We start from the raw sequence: 16,612 nt of genomic DNA on the forward strand, positions 1-16,612 counted from the left end.
TCGGGACGCCCCCGGCGCTGGTGTTTCAGGATTACCGGTTGCTGCCGTGGCGCAGCGCCCTGCGGAACGTGGCGCTGCCCGCCGACCTGGGGGCCGGGGGGGCCTGCCGCCCGAGGAGGCGCTGCGGCTGGTGGGCATGGAGGAGTACGGTTCTTACTTCCCGGCGCAACTGTCGGGCGGGATGCGGGCGCGGGTGGCGCTGGCCCGCGCGCTGGCGCAGAGCGGGGACGTGCTGCTGCTGGACGAGCCGTTCGCGGCGCTCGACGCGCTGGTCCGCGAGCGCTTCAATGCCGAATTGCGGCACCTGCACGAGAAGACGGGCCGGACGACGGTGCTCGTCACGCACTCGATCCGGGAGGCGGTGTGGCTGGCCGACCGGGTGGCGGTCCTGCGCGACGGGCGGATCGTCGAGGTGCTCGACACGCGCGGCGAGGGCCGCGTGAGCGCCTACACCGACGGGCTGGAGGCGCACCTGCGAACCGTGCTGGGCACCGGCGACAGCACCCGCGTGCGCTCGGACGTGCCGGCCGCGCGCAGTGCCGGGTGGCTGCTGCCGCTGCTGGCTGTGGGGCTGGCGCTGCTGGGCTGGCAGCTGGGCGCGGCGGCGCTGAACCAGCCGTTCCTGCTGCCCACGCCCAGCGCGGTGTGGCAGGAGGCCGCCCGGACCGCTCCGGCGCTGGCCGAGGCGTTCGGGGTGACGGTCCGCACGGCGCTGCTGGGCACGCTGCTGGGCGCGCTGGGCGGCGTGCTGATCGGGTACCCGCTGGCGAAGTGGCGGGCGCTGGAACGCTTTCTCAGTCCGTTCGTGGTGGCGTCGCAGAGCACGCCGATCGTGGTGCTCGCGCCGCTGCTGGTGTCGTGGCTGGGCTTCGGGTTCCTGCCGGCAGTAGTCGTGTCGGCCCTGAGCGCCCTGTACCCGATCATGGTGGCGACCCTGGTGGGCGTGCGCGAGCTGGAGGCGACCTTCCATGAGCTGTTCAGCACGCTGCGCGCGTCGTGGTGGCAGCGGCTGACGCGGCTGGAACTGCCGGGCGCGCTGCCGGTCATGCTGGGCGGCCTGCGGCTGGCGGCCAGTCTGGCGCTGATCGGGGCAGTCGTGTGGGAGTTCGTGGACCCCAACCAGAAGGGCCTGGGGCTGGCCGTGCAGGTGGCAGGCGTGTACCAGAACAAGGCGGCTCAGTTCGCAGCGATCGCGTTGCTGATCGGGTACGGGGTGCTGGTGTACGCGCTGATCACGGGCCTGGAACGCCGCGTGATGCGGCGGCGGGGTCGGTAGGCGTTCACCCGGACGGCCGGGCGCGGCGGGCGTTACCCTGGGCCGCATGGACAGACCGCTGGTGTGTGTGGGGGCGCTCGTGTGGGACAAAGGTGGCCGGGTGCTGCTGGTGCGCACCACGAAATGGCGCGGCCTGTGGGGCGTGCCCGGAGGCAAGGTCGAGTGGGGCGAGACGCTGCTGGACGCCGTGACCCGCGAGTTCCGCGAGGAGGTGGGCCTGGAGTTGCGGGACGTGCTGTACGCGCAGACGCAGGAATCGGTCCTGAGCCCGGAGTTCCATAAGCCCGCGCACATGCTGCTGGTGGATTTCTTTGCCAGCACCGACGGGCACGAGATCACCCCGAACGAGGAGATCGAGGAGTGGGCCTGGGTGCACCTGTCCGGGGCGCTGGACTACCCGCTGAACGGCGTGACGCGCACGCTGGTGGAACTGGCGCTGCGGCGGGGTGAGCAGTGACGGACGGGACCGACACCGCCCCGGATCAGGCTGCCTCCCAGGGCCGGGGAACGGCGCTCGTGACCGGCGCGTCGCGGGGCATCGGGCGGGCGCTGGCGGTCGCGCTGGCCGCCGAGGGCTTCGACGTGGCGGTGCATTACCGGGGCAGCGAGGCCGACGCGCAGGAAACGGCGCGGCTGTGCCGGGAGCAGGGGGGGCAGGCCGCCGCGTTGCAGGCGGACCTGACCGACCCGGCCCAGGCGCGGGCGCTGGTCCGCGCGGCGCACGCGGCCTTCCCGGAATCGGGACTGGCGGTGCTGGTGAACAACGTGGGCAACTACGTGAACCGCCCGCTGCTGGACACCACGGACGCCGAGTGGGCCGACATGCTGGGCAGCAACCTGACCGCCACCTTCGCCACCTGTCAGGAGGCGGCGCCGCTGCTGCGGGCGCGCGGCTGGGGACGCATCGTGAACCTGGGGTACGCGGGGGCCTCTTCGAACGTGGCGCGGCCCGGCATCGTGCCGTACGTGATCGCCAAGGCCGGGGTGCTGCAACTGAGCCGGTCGCTGGCGGTGGTGCTGGCCGGCAGTGGGGTCAGCGTGAACGTGGTCAGTCCCGGCGTGATCGACACCAGCGTCAGCCAGCCGGTCGCGCAGATTCCGGCCGGGCGGCCCGGCACCGTCCCGGAACTGGTGCAGGCGGCGCTGTCGTTCGTGCGGGCCAGCGATTACCTGACCGGGCAGGAACTGGAAGTGGCAGGCGGCTGGAACTTGTAGTTGGCCCGGAACCGCGCCGCCCTGGAAGCTGCGCTCAGCGTGAGGTGATTTACGGCGTGGTCGGCTGGGGCGTGAGGGGCAGCAGGGCGCGCGTCGTGCCGGGCAGCGGCGCCTGCGCGCGCCACAGCGTCGTTCCGGCCGCGTCGGTCAGGACGGCCTGCACGGTGTAGCGGTGTCCGCTCTGGAGGCGGGCGGGATTGAAGTTCAGCCAGTACGGGGTGGGGAGGCGCCTGACCGGGAAACTCACGCGGACGAGCGGGGTGTCCGGGCGGGCGCTGTCGCGGATGGTCAGGGTGGCCTGCGTGCCGGGCGGCAGGGTGGGCAGCGGGCGGGCCGGGTCGGGTCGCAGGGTGCCGCGAACCTCGCGCCAGCCGGCGGGCAGGTCCCCCCTGGGGGCCGGGTCGGCTGCGCTGCGGGGGGTGGCCGACGGAGTGGTGGGCGGCGTGACCGGCGTGAGGATGATCTGGGCGCCGGCGGGCGCGGCGTTCAGGGCGCACGCCAGCAGCAGGCCCGGCAGCGACCGGGTAGTGAGTGTGAAAAAGTTCATATCCTCATGGTGCCCCGTGCAGGGTGGCGTTGCAAGAGGCCCGGATCTGTCTGTCCGCCTGCCCGGGAGTGGGTCCGGGCGGGCCGTCAAGCGATGTTGCCGCAGTCCAGCAATTCCCAATTCATGAGCCGGAAGTGACCGGTTGTGCTTTCGAAAGGCATTCCGGCGGACACCAGCGCGAGAGACGGATTTTTTTCGACGTCCCAGCGCCATTCGTTCGGCGAGCGCACCATAGAATCATAATGAGTAAAATGAGAGTCGCCTCACAGAGGACTGGACCAATCGAGAGCGTTCGGATATGCAGGACGGCATTTTGAGTGTGGGTGTCGGTCTTTTTCGCTCATTCTGATCTTCGAAAAGACAAATGTGACCAATTCCACAGCGATTCATGCAGCGCTGCCCCCGCTGTGGGTATCATCGGCCAAGTTCCCACACTCATACGAGAAGCACCGCAGAAAACCGCGCCCAGCGCAGCGGTTCCCCTGCCGTCATTCCCGCGTGACACCTCAGGAACACCCCAGGAGGTCCACCATGAACGCACGCATCGCTCTTGGAACACTTGCCCTTACCCTGGCCCTCGCCTCCTGCGGCACGCAGAACGCGGCCGCCCCCAGCGCCGACACCGCCACCGACGCGGCCGTCACGCGCACGCAGGCCCCCCTCCTGGGCACCAGCAACCCCGACGCCATCCCCGGCCAGTACATCGTCGTCCTGAGCGGCGGCGAGAGCGCCGGCAGCATCAAACTCCAGAGTGCCGACGCCCTGATCAGCTCGCTGGGCCTCGACCCGCAGGGCGTGCAGGTCCAGCAGCTCTACACCCAGACCATCCAGGGCTTCGCCGCGAAACTCGACGCCCAGAACCTGAACAAACTGCAGGCCGACCCCCGCGTCAAGTACATCGAGCAGGACGCCGTCATGCGCATGAGCGCCACCCAGACCGGCGCCACCTGGGGCCTGGACCGCATCGACCAGCGTAACCTCCCGCTGGACGGCAGCTACACCTACGACACCACCGCCAGCGGCATCAAGGCGTACATCATCGACACCGGCATCAACACCGCCCACACCAACTTCGGCGGGCGCGCCGTGTGGGGCACCAACACCACCGGCGACGGCAACAACACCGACTGCCAGGGCCACGGCACCCACGTGGCCGGCACGGTCGGCGGCAGCACCTGGGGCGTCGCCAAGGGCGTCAGCCTGGTCGCCGTGAAGGTGCTGGACTGCTCCGGCAGCGGCACGAACTCCGGCGTGATCGCCGGCGTCAACTGGGCCGTGAGCAACAAGGGCTCGGCCAAGGCCGTGGCGAACATGAGCCTGGGCGGCGGCTTCAGCCAGGCCGTGAACGACGCCGTGAACAGCGCCGCCAGCCAGAACCTCGTGATGGTCGTCGCCGCCGGCAACGAGAACCAGAACGCCTGCAACGTCTCGCCCGCCAGCGCCGCCAGCGCCATCACGGTCGGCAGCACCACCAACACCGACGCCCGCAGCTCCTTCAGCAACTTCGGCACCTGCGTGGACATCTTCGCGCCCGGCAGCAACATCACCAGCACCTGGATCGGCTCCACGACCGCCACGAACACCATCAGCGGCACCTCCATGGCCGCCCCGCACGTGGCCGGCGCCGCCGCCCTGGCGCTGGCGAACGGCGGAAGCACCAGCAGCGGCGTGACGGGCACCCTCATCAACAACGCCACCACCGGCAAGGTCACGGGCGCCGGCACCGGCAGCCCCAACCGCCTGCTGTTCACCGGCACCGGCACCGTCACCCCGCCGCCCGCCGGCACCACCTACACCGGCACCGTCGCCAGCCGCGGGAACTCCTACCAGCCCGGCACCGCCGGCTTCAGCTACGCGGGCGGCACGCTGCGCGGCAACCTGAGCGGCCCGTCCGGCACCGACTTCGACCTGTTCCTCCAGAAGCTCTCGGGCAGCACCTGGACCACCGTCGCCCGCGCCGAGGGCAGCACCAGCACCGAGGCCATCACCTACACCGGCACCAGCGGCACGTACCGCTGGCGCGTGTACGCCTACTCCGGCAGCGGCAGCTACACCCTCACCGAAACCCGCTGACCCGCGCCCACCACGGACCGTCCTCCCCCAGGGGGCGGTCCGTTTCGTTCGCCCGCCCCCCCCTCTCCCCTCACGAGGTATCCGATGTTCAAGCCCCTGCACGCCGCACTGACCGCCCTGGGCCTCCTGGCCCTGTCCGCCTGCTCCACCCAGAGCGCCCCCACCCCGGAAGCCGCCCTGCCCGCCGAGTCGCTGACCGTCACCGGCACCACCCCCGCCTTCGGCGACCTGAGCAGCCAGATCGTGTACGGCACGGTCACCAACGTCACCAACCGGCCCTATCAGGTCAGCGTGACGCCCAGTACCGAACTCGCGGGCGGCTGGTGCGGCGGCACCCTGATCAGCTCCACGTGGATCCTGACCGCCGCGCACTGCGTGGACGGCTACAGCGCCAGCTCCATGCGGGTGCGCGCCGGCATCAACAACCTGACCACCAGCACCGGGCAGCTGCGCACCGCCGCGCAGATCATCAAGCACCCCAGCTACAACCCCAGCACCTACGCCAACGACATCGCCCTGATCCGCGTGAGCGCCTTCACGCTGGGCAGCACCGTGAAACCCGCCGCGCTGCCCGGCAACGCGGTCGAGGCGATTCTGGACGTGAACGGCAAGAGCGCCACCGTGAGCGGCTGGGGCAAGACCGAGACCGGCGCGGACAGCCCCACCGCGCTGCGCGAGGTCACCATTCCGATCACGCCCACCGGCAGCGACTGCGGCACCCGCCCCGCGAACACCATCTGCGGCAAGTACTCCAGCGGTAAGGACTCCTGCAACGGCGACAGCGGCGGCCCGCTGGCCGCGCCGTACAACGGCAAGTTCTACGTGCTGGGCGCCGTCAGCTACGGCCCACTCGAATGCCGAGGCTACGGCGTGTACACCCGCGTGAACGGCTTCATCAACTGGATCGCGCAGAACACCGGCATCGCCGCGCAGTAACCCGCGCCGACCACTCCTCCCCGCAGCGAACCGAGGCTTCCCCGCCCGGTTCGCTGTTCTCTGCCCGCCACCCAACCCCATCCGCGAGAATGGGCGCGTGCCTCCCTCCGCTCCGCTGACCAGCCACGCCCCGGCGACCGCGCACCTGTCCCTTGATCCCGTCCTGGCCGGTGTGATCGCCCGCGTGGGCGACCTGCCGGTCCTGACGCCCACCCCGGACCCGTTCGGAACGCTGATCCGCAACGTGACCGGGCAGCAGCTGAGCGTGAAGGCCGCCGCCAGCATCCACGCCCGCCTGACCGCCACGCTGGGCGAGGTGACCGCCGACACCCTGCTGGCCGCCAGTGGCGACACCCTGCGCGGCGCGGGCCTGTCCTGGGCGAAGGTACGGACCGTGCAGGCCATCGCACAGGCCGCGAAGACCGGCGCGGTGGAGTTCGCGCACCTGGCTGCGCAGGACGACGAGGCCGTGATCGCCGCGCTGCTGCCGCTGCCCGGCATCGGCCGCTGGACCGCCGAGATGTTCCTGATGTTCGCCCTGGCCCGCCCGGACGTCTTCAGCCTCGGGGACCTCGCGCTGCGCCAGGGCCTGAGCCGCCTGCACCCGGACGCTGCGCCCGCCGACGTGCTGGCCCGCTGGAGCCCGTATCGCACCCTGGCCGCCCGCTACATCTGGGCCGACAACGCCCGCGTGAAGGGCGGCGGGGAACCGGTGTGAGCGGCGGATGGTTGATGGTTGATGGTTGATGGTTGATGGTCAACAGCGTGTACGCGGCGCCTGTGCCCACGTCAAGGCCTACCCACTCCCTACTGTCCCTTCTGCCACTCCTCGAAGGGAATGCGGTCGATGGTGAAGGTGTCGCGGGTGTGCGCGTAGGTGCCGCGCCCGCCCAGGCGGCCGATCAGGTCCAGGGCGGCGGTATCCACGTGGTGGCGTTCGGCGTCCTGCACGGCGTCGGCGCGCAGGGTCAGGCCCAGCACCTCGCCCAGAATGATGCGGGTGCGGCCAATCATGAGGGTCTGCACCTCGCGGCACTCCAGCGCGGCGGGCGCGGCGGCCACGCGCGGCACACGCACCTTCACGCCCGGCGTGAGGGCAATGCCCAGCGCGTCGGGTTCGGCGTGCCCGTGCGGGAAGTCGGTGGCGGTGGCGCTCATGGCGTCGGCCAGGGCGGCGCTGACCATGTTCACGGTGAACTCGCCGCCGGGCGGAATGTTCAGCGCGGTGTCCTTGGGGGTGCCGTCGGCGCGGTCACCGGGCGCGAACGCCACGACGGGCGGGTCGCTGCCCATCAGCCCGAAGAACGAGTACGGCGCGAGGTTCACGTGCCCGTCCGCGCCGAGCGTGCCGACCCACGCGATGGGGCGCGGGACGACCGTGGCGGTCAGCAGTTTGTAGCGCGCGGCGGCGGGCAGCGCGGTCAGGTCGAAGTGCTGCGCGTCCGGCGGGGTGGGGGCCTGGGTCATGCGCGCAGCGTAGCGGTAGCATGCCGGTCATGACTGAGCCTCAGCCCACCCCGCCCGGCCCCGTCCCGTACCGCGAGGCGTACGCGCGGCTGTCCCGCATCGCGGCGGAACTGGAATCCGGCGAGGCCGACCTGGACCGCGTGCTGCCCCTGCTGGAGGAGGCCCGCGAGGCGTACGCCCAGTGCCGCGAGCGGATCGAGGCGGTGCGCGGCGTCCTGGCGGGCGACTGGGCCGACGGCGATCCGGAAGACGAATCCGACGCTGAATAGACCGTGGGGAGCGGAGCGTGACTGACCTGCGACCCTCCCTCCCCCCGCTGGCTACTGCCCGCCGATGGCCTCGCGGACGGGCGTGCTGCCGCTGACGAGTTCGGTGGTCAGGCCGACGCTGCCGGGTTCGTGCAGGGCAGCCAGGACGGCGGCAGCCACGTCGTCGCGGGGGATCATGCCGCGCGGGGCGGGCAGTCCGGCGCTGACCTGACCGGTGCCGGGCGTGTCGGTCAGGCCGCCGGGGCGCAGGATGGTCCAGTCGAGTCCGCTGGCCTGCACGTGCGCGTCCGAGGTGGCCTTGACGCGCAGCACGGCGTGCAGGAAGGGCGGCATCTGCTCCGGGCGGTCCACGCCCATGGAACTGACGACCACGAGGCGGCGCGGGCCTCCGGTGGCGGCGCGGCCCGCGAGTTCGTCGGTCAGGGCGATCAGGGCGTCGCCGTCGATGGCCCGGTAATGGCCGCTGGTGCCGGCCCCGGCGGCCCACACGACGGCTTCGGCGCCGTCCAGGGCGTGCTGCCAGTGGCCGGTCAGGTCGCCCAGGACGGGGGCCGCGCCGTGCAGGGCGACCATGTCCGCCTGTTCCTGCGTGCGAACGAGAGCGGTGACGGCATGACCGGCCTGCGCGGCCTGATGCACGACGCGGCGGCCCACGCCTCCGGCCGCTCCGATGACAGTGATCTTCATGCCGCCCAGCCTGAGCGCCGCCCCCGCTGGTCACTGTCGGGCTGCTCACGGTGCGCGGCGAGCGGTCTTCACGCGGCCCTTAGCGTCGCGGACGGGCCGTCCGGTCAGGCCGGGCCTGCGCGGGCGGCGCGGCGGGCGTATCCTCTGCTTTGATGAGTGAAGTTGCCCGCCCTGACCTGAACGGCTCCCGCTCGCCCGAGTCGGGAAGCCCGCTGCGCCTCGCCCGGCCTGAACCCGGCCCGCCCCCCGTCATTCCGGCCGTGTACCGCTTCGTGGTGAACGTGACGTACCTGCCGGTCCTGGCGAGCGGCATGCACCTGGAAGTGCACGGCCGGGAGCACGTGCCGGTCGCGGGCACGCCGCTGGTCGTGGCGGCCAACCACGTGAGCGGCCTGGACCCGTTCCTGGTGGCGCGCGCCCTGCCGCCGGGCCGGTTCCTGCAGTTCATGGCGAAAAAGGAACTGTTCGTGCCGCTGGTCGGGGACGTGATCCGCGCCGGGGGATCATTCCCGGTGGACCGCAGCGGCAACGACCTGGGCGCGGTCCGCACGTCCCTGCGGATCCTGAAGGCGGGCGGCACGGTCGGCATCTTCCCGCAGGGCACGCGCGGCGGCGGCGAACTGCACGGCGGGGCGGCGCTGATCGCCGCGAAGGGCCGCGCACCCATCCTGCCGGCCGGGATCAGCCGCGACGGGAAACGCTGGATCGTGCGTTTCGGTGAGCCCATCTCGCCGCGCGGGGGGATCAAGAGCGTCACGGCGGAACTGGGCGTGGCGCTGCGGGAACTGGCCGTACCGGTCGGCCGGGCGTACTGACGGTCCGGCGGGCCGGGGGCGGCGTGCGCTATGCTGGGCGGTGACGGCTGCGGGGGGAAATCCGGTGAGAGTCCGGTCCTGTCGCGCAACGGTAACCCGCCCCTGGTGGTGGGCAAGGCCGAGCACCCCCGCCGTTCACGCCTGCCCGGCACCCGGGGGGCGTGTGGCATGACCTCTCGCGGAGTAGGGGGCACGCCGTGGCTGCCTCGCCCCTGGCGCGCGCCTGCCCACGGACTGCTGATCCCTGCGCCGCCCCACTCCGGGGCGGCGTTGTCGTTCCGGGCGAGGGGCGAGGAGCACCCCATGAACCGCACGTTTCTGACTGCAGCCCTGACCGGCTTCCTGACCCTGGGCGGCGCGTCTGCCGCGACCTCCTACCCCCTGACCCTGAAAGACGACCTGGGCCGCACCGTGACGGTGAAGGCCGAGCCCAGGCGGATCGTGAGCATGCTGCCCAGCACCAGTGAGACGCTGTGCGCCATCGCCGCCTGCGAGAAGCTGGTGGGCGTGGACGCGTACAGCGATTACCCGCAGGCGGTCATGAAGCTGCCGAAGATGGGCGGCCTGTACGACCCGAACATCGAGGCGATCATCGCGCAGAAGCCGGATCTGGTGCTGGTCAGTCAGTACGGGAAGCTGGAGGGGCCGCTGACGCAGGCGGGCATCACGGTGGTCGCCGTGAACCCGGAAACGTACGACGAGGTGTTCAGCAAGACCCTGACGCTGGGCCGCATCGTGAACCGCGAGGCGCAGGCGCGGGCGCTGGTGACGCGCATGAAGAGCGACATTGCCCGCGTGGAGATCTTGACGAGGAACGTGGTGCGCAAGCCCACCGCTTACCTGGAGATCGACCCGACGCCGTACTCGGTCGGCCCGAACTCGTTCATGGGTGTGCTGCTGACCAAGGCGGGCGCGCGGAACATCATTCCGGCCAGCATGGGTGACTTCCCGAAGGTGGACCCGGAATTCATTGTGAAGGCCAACCCGCAGCTGATCCTGGGCGTGGACGCGAAGACGGCGGGCGCGCGGCCCGGCTGGAACAGCATCAGTGCACTGAAGACCGGGCGGGTCGTGAACATCCCCGCCGAGCTGAACACCATGCTGGGCCGCCCCGGTCCGCGTCTGCCGCAGGCGCTGCGCGGCCTGGCGAAGATCGTTCACCCGGAACTGTTCAAGTAAGCCGGTGGAGGCCGCCGCGAGTGACCGCCGGGGAGCGGCCGGTGCCCTGGCGCTTCCCCTGAAGACGGCCGGGCTGGTGCTGCTGCTGCTCTCGGCGGTGGTGCTGGGCACCGGGCTGGGCAGCGTGAACGTGCCGCCCGGCGAGGTGCTGGGCGCGCTGTGGCGCGGCGTGACCGGTCAGGAGCTGGCCGGGAACGACGTGATCGTGTGGCAGATCCGCCTGCCGCGCGTGGTGATGGGCGTGCTGGTGGGCGCCAGCCTCAGCGTGTGCGGCGGCGCGTTCCAGGGCGTGTTCCGCAACCCGCTGGCCGACCCGTACCTGCTGGGCGTGGCGAGCGGCAGCGCGCTGGGCGCGACCATCGCCATCGTGTCGGGCTGGCCGCGCACCCTGATTCCCGTGACGGCGCTGCTGCTGGCGCTGGCCGCCGTGACCTGCACGCTGGCCCTGGCGCGCGAGGGCCGCCGCTTTCCGCCGAACCGCCTGATCCTGGCGGGCGTGGTGGTGGGCAGCGTCCTGAGCGCGGCCACCACGGCGCTGATCCTGCGCGGCGAGGACCGCGCGCGGCAGGTGCTGGCGTACACGCTGGGCGACCTGGGCTTCAGCGGCTGGCCGGACGTGCTGACGGTCCTGCCGTACGCGGCGCTGGGCGGCGGGGCGCTGCTGCTGCTGGCCCGCGCGCTCGACACGCTGCAACTGGGGGAACTGACCGCCCGCAGTCTGGGCGTGCCGGTCGAGCGACTCCGGCTGATCACGGTCGTGGCGGCCAGCGTCGCCACGGCGGGCGCGGTGGCGTACGTGGGCGTGATCGGCTTCGTGGGATTGATCGTGCCGCACGTGGTGCGCCTGATGTTCGGCCCCGGTCACCGGACGCTGCTGCCGCTCTCGGCACTGCTGGGCGGGGCGCTGCTGGTGTACGCGGACCTGCTGGCCCGCACCACGCCCCTGTCGCAGGTGGGGATCGTGACCACGCTGCTGGGCGGGCCGTTCTTCCTGTGGCTGCTGAGGCGGCAATCCAGTGAGTAGGCCCATGCAGAGCCCGGCCAGCAGTCCGGACCGGCTGGAGGCGCACGACGTGCACGTGCAGGCCGGGTCGTTCCCGGCGGTGCGGGGCGTGAGCGCCACGTTCGCGCCGGGCGAGTTCACGGCCGTGATCGGCCCGAACGGCGCGGGGAAAAGTACGCTGCTGCGCGCACTGATCGGCCTGACCCCGGTCACACGCGGCGAGGTGAGGCTGGCCGGAAAGCCGCTGCGGAGCTGGAGCCGCGCCGAGCGGTCACGGGCACTGGCGTTCCTGGCGCAGAGCGAGGGCCTGCCGGCCGCCGCGCGCGTGCGGGACGTGGTCGCCCTGGGGCGCGGGGCGGGCGACTGGCGCTTCGGTCTGCTGCCCCGGTCCCCCTGGACGCCCGAGGACGAGGCCGCCGTGGACTCCGCGCTGGACCGCACGGACACCCGCCGTTTCGAGGACCGGCGCGTGTCGGAACTGTCGGGCGGCGAGGCCCAGCGCGTGGCCCTGGCGCGCGCGCTGGCCGCGCAACCCCGGTTCCTGCTGCTGGACGAACCCACCAACCACCTGGATCTCGCGTACGCGCTGGACGTGGTGCGGTACCTGCGCTGCGAGGTGGCCGGGGGGCTGGGCGTCGTGGCGGTCCTGCACGACCTGAACCTCGCGGCCCGCGCCGACCGGCTGGTGCTGCTGCACGCCGGGCAGGTCCTCGCCAGCGGACGGCCCGCCGACGTCCTGACGCCCGCGCACCTGCACGCGGCGTACGGGGTGCGGGTCAGGGTGGTGCAGGACGCAGACCGCCTGCTGGTTATCCCCGAGGATTAGGGCGATGCCAGCCAAGTACTTCCCCACCCACGGCCACCTGCTCGTCTGCCAGGGCCCCAACTGTCAGGCGCGCGGGTCGGCGCTGCTGCACAAGGCCCTGTGGAACCACCTGGAACGCGCCTCGCTGGCGTACTACAAACGCGGCGGGACGCTGCGCCTGACCGAGAGCGGCTGCCTGGGCTCGTGCAGTTTCGGCCCGAGCCTGTGCGTGTACCGCGCCGCGCCCGGCGGGGGCCTGGAAGAAGCGTGGTACGCCGCCGTGGACTTCCCGCTGGCCGCCCGCATCGCGCAGGCCGTACACGAGCAGGGGCCGCTGCCCGCCGAGCATCAGTACGGCCCCGACGGGCAGGGGTAGCGGCGCCCAGCAGGAATGGGGGCGGGGGTCAGCCGCGCACGACTTCCAGAATCTGCTGACCGTACTTACGCAGGCGTTCGGGGCCCATGCCGCGCACCTCCTGCAGGTCCGCCTCGGTGTAGGGGACGCGGCGGGCGATCTCGGCCAGGGTGGCGTTGCTGGCCACGATGAACCGGCTGATCTCCTGGCGTTTGGCCTCGCTGTTGCGCCAGTCGCGCAGGCGGGCGTACACGGCGGCCTGGTCGTCCGTAAGGTCGGCGGCCGGGTCCTCCTTGCCGCCCGGCAGGTCCGGGACCAGCGTGACCGGGGTGAGGTCGGCCGTCACGGGCGCGGCGCCGCGGGGCAGCGGGCGGCCCTGACGCTCGTTGCGGGCCGGGCGTTCACCACGGTCGGGGCGCTCGCCACGGGCCGGCCGGTCACTGCGGGCCGGACGGTCGCCACGCGGTGCGGGCGCGTCTGTCCGGGCATCTGCGGCGGGCGTCTGGGCGGTCTGGGGCGCGGGCTGCTCCGACTCACTGGCGGGCGTCTCAGAGGGCGCGTCGGCGGGCAGCGGGTCCAGGTGTCGTACGTCCGGCAGGCCCGCCGGCAGGTTCGGGGCGTCCGGGCCGGAGCTGACCGGCATCGGCAGCGGCATGTGCGCCGGGGAGGGAGTATCGCTGAACACGATCTCCGGCTCCCAGACCTCCTCGGCCGGAGCCTGCACTGGAGCCTGGACCGGCGCGGGGGTCGTGGCAGGGGTGGAGGTCGGAGTCGGCGCGGCGGCCGGCGCCTCGAAGGTCACGCGGTCCGGGCCAGCCTCGCGGCGCGGCCGGTCTTCACGGCGCGGCTCGTCACGGCGCCCTTCATCCCGGCGAGCTTCATCCCGGCGCCCCTCGTCGCGGCGGGGGCGGCCTCCACGGTCGAACGCGGCGCGGTCACGGCCCCCCCGGCGGAACTCGCGGCGGTCGTCTCCCCTGGCCTCGGGCGGGCCGTCGCGTTCCTGGGCAGGTGGCGTCCGGTCGCGCCCCGGCTGGGACGGCTCGGACGGCGCCCGCTCGGGCTGGGCCTGGGCCTGGGCCTGGGTTTGTGTCTGGGCGGGCTGCTCCGGGCGGACCGTCCCGGCGGCGCGCAGCAACTCCAGGCTGACGCTCAGGTCCTCCAGGCCCGGCGTGAGCAGCACGCCCCCGCCCACGCTACGGGCCGACGCGAGGACCCCGCCGGACGGCGCGGTCGTGTCGGCCGCCGCGTCCGGTGAGAGCAGCAGCGCGGTCGGGCCGGCGAGTTGCGCCGCGCCGCCCAGCCGCTCGGCCAGCTGCGCCGCCGTGCGGGCCGCGCGGGCCAGTCGCAGCGGCAGGGTCGCGGCGTCCCGCAGGGCCAGCGACACGCTCAGGTCGCTGGGGGGCGCGCCGACCGCCGTGGGGGCGCGGCCCGCGCCGAACAGCGCGGTCAGCGGCGCGTCACCGTGCCCGGTCAGGGTCACGCTGTCGCGGTACACGGCCAGCGCCGCGCCGCGCCGCAGCCAGTCCCCACCGGGGGCCAGGGTGGCGTCCGCGATGACCGGCACCCCGGCGCGGCGGGCGCGGTCCAGGTCGTCGGTGGTGGCCTCCAGGAGCCACACGGCGCGCGCGCCGCGCCAGTCGGCGTCCAGCGGCGCGGCGGCCAGTCCGGCGTCGGCCAGGGCGTCGCGGTTCACGCGCACGCGCGGGTCCACGCGCAGGGTGCCGCTGCCCAGCAACGCAGCCAGCTGGAGGGCCAGGGCGGCGTGGTCACGCAGCAGCAGACCCCAGTCGGCGCCTTCCAGCGCGGCCAGCGCGCCGGCCAGCCGCGCCTGTGGGTCACCGCGTTCGGCGTGCAGGCGCACGAGGCGGGCGTCAGGACGCAGGGAGGCAGGAGCATCAGTCATACCCGCCATTGTGACGTACCCGGCGCAACCGGGGGAATAGCGGCGGCGTTCACGCGCCCGAAACGCCCAGACCCTTACAAAGTGCGGCTGCCAAACGCGCCATGCTGGGAACGAACGGAGGTCTTCATGGCGCGCATTACCCGGTACAGCAAGTTCGAGGGGGAACTGGATCAGCTGGATTCCAGTGAACTGATGCAGATGATTCAGGAGGCGCTGCTGGGGCAGGGCATGAACGACCCGTACGACCCGGACCCGAACGCCCGGCCCAGCATGGACGACCTGTTCGACGCGATCCTGGAGGCGCTGGCCGAGCGCGGCATGATCCCCGAAGATCAGCTGCTGGAGGCCATGCAGGCCGAGGACATCCGCGAGACGGGGCTGGGGCAGCAGATTCAGCAGTTGATGGACCGCCTGCAACAGGACGGCTTCATCCGCAAGGAATTCGAGGACGGCGAGGGCGGCGGCGCGGGTGAACCCGGCGACGCGAAATTCCAGCTGACCGACAAGAGCATCGATTTCCTGGGATACAAGAGCCTGCGCGACCTGATGGGCGGCCTGGGCCGCAGCAGCGCCGGCGCGCACGACACCCGCGAGTACGCGTCGGGCGTCGAGATGACCGGCGAACTGAAAGCCTACGAGTTCGGGGACACCATGAACCTCGACACGACCGCCACGCTGGGCAACGTGATGGGCAAGGGTTTCGAGAACCTGGAAGAAAGCGATCTGGTGATCCGGCAGGCCGAGTACAACTCGTCGGCGGCGACGGTGGTGCTGCTGGACTGCTCTCACTCCATGATCCTGTACGGCGAGGACCGCTTCACGCCCGCCAAGCAGGTGGCGCTGGCACTGGCGCACCTGATCCGCACGCAGTACCCGGGCGACACCGTGAAGTTCGTGCTGTTCCACGACAGCGCCGAGGAAGTGCCGGTCTCCAAACTGGCGCAGGCGCAGATCGGGCCGTACCACACGAACACGGCGGGCGGCCTGCGGCTGGCGCAGCAGCTGCTCAAGCGTGAGAACAAGGACATGAAGCAGATCGTGATGATCACGGACGGCAAACCCAGCGCCCTGACCCTCCCGGACGGCCGCATCTACAAGAACGCGTACGGCCTGGACCCCTACGTGCTGGGCGCGACCCTGCGCGAAGTCGCCAGCTGCCGCCGCAGCGGCATTCAGGTGAACACGTTCATGCTGGCCCGCGACCCGGAACTGGTGGGCTTCGTCCGCCGCGTCAGCGAGATGACGCGCGGCAAGGCGTACTTCACGACGCCGCAGAACATCGGGCAGTACGTGCTGATGGACTTCGTGACGAACAAGACCAAACTGGTGAACTGAACGACAGGGCGCACCGAAAGCCGCTGGCAGCGTGAATGCGCCAGCGGCTTTTTCTGATGTCCTCCCTGATGTGCTGTTCGGTGGCTGCCGGGTGGCTCATACGGGTTCCGTCTGTTTCGTTCACAACCCGGAAAGGCACCGGGTTGTCAACTCCACGTCCGGAACCCGTTTCTCTCCTGCTCTGCGGGGCAGCTCTACGAGTCGCATCCGCTCGGATTGAACGGGCTTTGCAGCCCATTCAATCGGAGTGCGTATCAGCCCATCTTGACGAACATGGGCGGCTTGACGCCGATCATGCGGGCCATGACCCACACCTGGCCCTTGTGGTGCGCCTCGTGCGTGATGATCATGTCGAGCAGGGCGGTGACGGGCATCTCGCGGCCGCCGAAGGCCGGGACGCGGCGGGCGAGGTCATCTTCGCTCAGGGCGCTGATGGCGGCCAGGGCCAGTTCGTTGGTGTCCCACAGGCGGCCGCGCGCTTCGGTCAGGGTCTGGCTGGGTTCCGGGGCGGGGGCGGGCGTCTGGCCCTGGATCATGCTGAGGAAGCGGGTGGCGCTGACCGACAGGTGGTCGGCCTGCGCCATGAAGTTCATGCCGCCTTCCCAGGCGCTGAAGGTGCCCTGGTCCTCGGGCAGTTGCTCGTAGAGGTCCATCAGGGCGGCGCGGTGCATCTGGAAGGCGCGGGCGTAGTTCGCGGATCGGGTCATGAATGGCAGCATAAAGGGGCGGCCCCCACGTGTGTGAGGG

Annotated in this window: 19 protein-coding genes; 13 read left to right on the top strand and 6 right to left on the bottom strand. The window is 71.8% G+C overall.

All coding sequences use genetic code 11. The features are described from left to right. The first annotated feature begins 46 nt into the window (after positions 1 to 46). From BXU09_RS04920 to tmpR, 3 genes are read left to right on the top strand one after another with little or no spacing between them, the layout of a single operon-like run. Positions 47 to 1,276, top strand: a complete 1,230-nt coding sequence (locus BXU09_RS04920) for an ABC transporter permease subunit (protein WP_346417554.1) — start codon at positions 47 to 49, stop codon at positions 1,274 to 1,276. A gap of 46 nt (positions 1,277 to 1,322) precedes the next feature. Continuing rightward, positions 1,323 to 1,733 carry an NUDIX domain-containing protein gene (locus BXU09_RS04925; protein WP_078300936.1) on the top strand — a complete coding sequence of 137 codons (411 nt, stop codon included), beginning with the start codon at positions 1,323 to 1,325 and terminating at the stop codon, positions 1,731 to 1,733. Beyond that, positions 1,730 to 2,491 carry a bifunctional dihydropteridine reductase/dihydrofolate reductase TmpR gene (tmpR, locus tag BXU09_RS04930; RefSeq protein ID WP_240501026.1) on the top strand — a complete coding sequence of 254 codons (762 nt, stop codon included), beginning with the start codon at positions 1,730 to 1,732 and terminating at the stop codon, positions 2,489 to 2,491. Before BXU09_RS04925 ends, tmpR begins: the two co-directional genes overlap by 4 nt. A 49-nt stretch (positions 2,492 to 2,540) precedes the next feature. Here tmpR and BXU09_RS04935 read toward each other — a convergent pair whose 3' ends face one another. Both BXU09_RS04935 and BXU09_RS20905 read right to left on the bottom strand, forming a co-directional pair. Next, entirely contained in the window at positions 2,541 to 3,038 is a 498-nt protein-coding gene (locus BXU09_RS04935) for a YbaY family lipoprotein (RefSeq protein WP_168174558.1), read from the bottom strand. An 86-nt stretch (positions 3,039 to 3,124) separates the two neighbouring features. After that, positions 3,125 to 3,271, bottom strand: a complete 147-nt coding sequence (locus tag BXU09_RS20905; protein ID WP_168174559.1) for a hypothetical protein — start codon at positions 3,269 to 3,271, stop codon at positions 3,125 to 3,127. 298 nt (positions 3,272 to 3,569) lie between these two features. Between BXU09_RS20905 and BXU09_RS04940 the strand changes: the two genes are divergently transcribed. The 3 genes from BXU09_RS04940 to BXU09_RS04950 all read left to right on the top strand — a co-directional run bounded on the left by BXU09_RS04940 (position 3,570) and on the right by BXU09_RS04950 (position 6,765). Then, entirely contained in the window at positions 3,570 to 5,111 is a 1,542-nt protein-coding gene (locus BXU09_RS04940) for a S8 family peptidase (RefSeq protein WP_078300940.1), read from the top strand. An 84-nt stretch (positions 5,112 to 5,195) separates the two neighbouring features. Next, complete coding sequence (locus BXU09_RS04945) at positions 5,196 to 6,047, top strand: serine protease (RefSeq protein ID WP_078300941.1); 852 nt, start codon at positions 5,196 to 5,198, stop codon at positions 6,045 to 6,047. Positions 6,048 to 6,144: 97 nt separating this feature from the next. Further along, positions 6,145 to 6,765: a DNA-3-methyladenine glycosylase gene (locus tag BXU09_RS04950; RefSeq protein ID WP_078300943.1), complete on the top strand. Its 621-nt coding sequence runs from the start codon at positions 6,145 to 6,147 to the stop codon at positions 6,763 to 6,765. An 89-nt stretch (positions 6,766 to 6,854) separates the two neighbouring features. Here the strand turns inward: BXU09_RS04950 and BXU09_RS04955 are convergent, their stop codons facing one another. Next, on the bottom strand, positions 6,855 to 7,514 hold the full coding sequence (locus tag BXU09_RS04955) for a flavin reductase family protein (RefSeq protein ID WP_078300944.1): 660 nt from the start codon (positions 7,512 to 7,514) through the stop codon (positions 6,855 to 6,857). 29 nt (positions 7,515 to 7,543) lie between these two features. On the opposite strand from BXU09_RS04955, the gene xseB reads away from it, so the two are divergent. Further along, positions 7,544 to 7,783, top strand: a complete 240-nt coding sequence (xseB, locus tag BXU09_RS04960; protein WP_078304764.1) for an exodeoxyribonuclease VII small subunit — start codon at positions 7,544 to 7,546, stop codon at positions 7,781 to 7,783. Positions 7,784 to 7,834: 51 nt separating this feature from the next. Here the strand turns inward: xseB and BXU09_RS04965 are convergent, their stop codons facing one another. Beyond that, positions 7,835 to 8,470, bottom strand: a complete 636-nt coding sequence (locus tag BXU09_RS04965; RefSeq protein WP_078300946.1) for an NAD(P)H-binding protein — start codon at positions 8,468 to 8,470, stop codon at positions 7,835 to 7,837. A gap of 152 nt (positions 8,471 to 8,622) precedes the next feature. On the opposite strand from BXU09_RS04965, the gene BXU09_RS04970 reads away from it, so the two are divergent. From BXU09_RS04970 to BXU09_RS04990, 5 genes are all read left to right on the top strand, one after another. Then, entirely contained in the window at positions 8,623 to 9,285 is a 663-nt protein-coding gene (locus BXU09_RS04970) for a lysophospholipid acyltransferase family protein (RefSeq protein WP_078300948.1), read from the top strand. 303 nt (positions 9,286 to 9,588) lie between these two features. Further along, positions 9,589 to 10,464 carry an ABC transporter substrate-binding protein gene (locus BXU09_RS04975; RefSeq protein WP_078300950.1) on the top strand — a complete coding sequence of 292 codons (876 nt, stop codon included), beginning with the start codon at positions 9,589 to 9,591 and terminating at the stop codon, positions 10,462 to 10,464. A gap of 58 nt (positions 10,465 to 10,522) precedes the next feature. Then, positions 10,523 to 11,488 carry an iron ABC transporter permease gene (locus BXU09_RS04980; RefSeq protein WP_168174605.1) on the top strand — a complete coding sequence of 322 codons (966 nt, stop codon included), beginning with the start codon at positions 10,523 to 10,525 and terminating at the stop codon, positions 11,486 to 11,488. 4 nt (positions 11,489 to 11,492) lie between these two features. After that, positions 11,493 to 12,293, top strand: coding sequence for an ABC transporter ATP-binding protein (locus BXU09_RS04985; protein ID WP_078300953.1), 801 nt, complete (start codon positions 11,493 to 11,495; stop codon positions 12,291 to 12,293). Between the two features lie 4 nt (positions 12,294 to 12,297). After that, a complete protein-coding gene (locus BXU09_RS04990) occupies positions 12,298 to 12,648 on the top strand; it encodes an NAD(P)H-dependent oxidoreductase subunit E (protein ID WP_078300954.1) in 351 nt (116 codons plus the stop codon). A 28-nt stretch (positions 12,649 to 12,676) separates the two neighbouring features. On the opposite strand, the gene BXU09_RS04995 is transcribed toward BXU09_RS04990, so the two are convergent. Then, entirely contained in the window at positions 12,677 to 14,530 is a 1,854-nt protein-coding gene (locus BXU09_RS04995) for an HRDC domain-containing protein (protein ID WP_078300956.1), read from the bottom strand. A 126-nt stretch (positions 14,531 to 14,656) separates the two neighbouring features. Between BXU09_RS04995 and BXU09_RS05000 the strand changes: the two genes are divergently transcribed. Then, entirely contained in the window at positions 14,657 to 15,865 is a 1,209-nt protein-coding gene (locus BXU09_RS05000; RefSeq protein ID WP_055363129.1) for a VWA domain-containing protein, read from the top strand. 254 nt (positions 15,866 to 16,119) lie between these two features. On the opposite strand, the gene BXU09_RS05005 is transcribed toward BXU09_RS05000, so the two are convergent. Then, positions 16,120 to 16,572 carry a DinB family protein gene (locus BXU09_RS05005; protein WP_144011984.1) on the bottom strand — a complete coding sequence of 151 codons (453 nt, stop codon included), beginning with the start codon at positions 16,570 to 16,572 and terminating at the stop codon, positions 16,120 to 16,122. Positions 16,573 to 16,612: the final 40 nt, after the last annotated feature.

This window comes from Deinococcus sp. LM3, from assembly GCF_002017875.1.
GTDB lineage: Bacteria > Deinococcota > Deinococci > Deinococcales > Deinococcaceae > Deinococcus.